The sequence below is a fragment of the Nocardia sp. NPDC058058 genome (assembly GCF_042885355.1).
Classification (GTDB): Bacteria; Actinomycetota; Actinomycetes; order Mycobacteriales; family Mycobacteriaceae; genus Nocardia.
In genome coordinates, this window is record NZ_JBHVSA010000066.1 from 1 (window position 1) to 1,014 (window position 1,014).

General features: G+C 70.4%; 1 protein-coding gene. It reads right to left on the minus strand.

Going from position 1 to position 1,014, the window contains the following annotated elements; genetic code table 11:
- Nucleotides 1-193: 193 nt before the first annotated feature.
- A partial coding sequence (locus tag ACFVUS_RS44215) for an extracellular solute-binding protein (RefSeq protein WP_387781644.1) occupies nt 194-1,014 on the minus strand: 821 nt, incomplete at its 5' end.

Below are 1,014 nucleotides of genomic sequence, written 5' to 3' on the forward strand. Positions count from 1 at the left end.
GTACCGCACCGCGTTCACGACGGGCGAGGGGCCGCGGTAGGGGAGCGGCAGGGGAGAGGGGCCGGCCGCCCCGCGCACCTCGTGAGTGCTCGTCGGGCGGCAGGGCCGCGGCCTTGGATCAAGGGCCGTAGCAGCCATCATGCCGCACGGGATGGGTGGCGGCAGGGTCGAAAGTCCCGGATCGGGCGGCCGTTCAGTGCTTCTTGGCGGCCTTGTTCGCCGTGGCGGCGATCTCCTCCAGGACGGCCTTCGGATCGCCGTTCGGCGCGACGGCGCGGCCGATGTTGCGCTTGACGGTGTCGCTGACCGTCACCCAGGACGGGTCGTTGACCGGGTAGAGCTGAGCACCGCGCAGGGCGGTCAGGAAGAACAGGTCGTTCTTGTCGAGGCCGCCGCCGGCCAGGGTGCGGGACGCGGAGACCGTCGAGGGCAGCAGGTGGTAGCGGTTCGCGAAGTCCGACAGGTTCTCGTCCTGGTAGACGAAGTCCAGGAACCTGCCGATCTCGGCCCGCTTGCCGTTCTGCTTGAACGCCATCATCCAGTCCGCCACGCCCACGGCCGGCGGGGTCTCGCCGGCGCCGAGCGAATCCGAGACGGGCATGGGGACGGTGCCCACGCTGACGCCCTTGGCGCGCGCCTCGTGGAGCAGCGACGGGTAGCCGTTCAGCATGCCGACCTCGCCGCGCACGAAGGCGGCGAAGGCGTCGGCGCGGTTGAGCTGCGCGGGCGGGACCGGGCCGGTCAGGCCGGGGGAGACCAGGTTGGCCTTGATCCACTGGAACGTCTCGATGTTCTGATCGGAGGCCAGGCTGTAGTTGCCGCTGCTGTCGGCGTAGCCGCCCCCGTTGCTCAGTTCCCAGATCATCGCCTCGGCGTGCGCCTCCTCCGGGCCCAGCGGCAGGGCGTACGGGTACTTCACGCCCTTGTCCTTGAGCGCCTTGGCGGCGGCCTTCAGGTCGGCCCAGGTCTTGGGCTCGCCGACGCCGGCCTTGGAGAACAGGGTCTCGTTGTAGA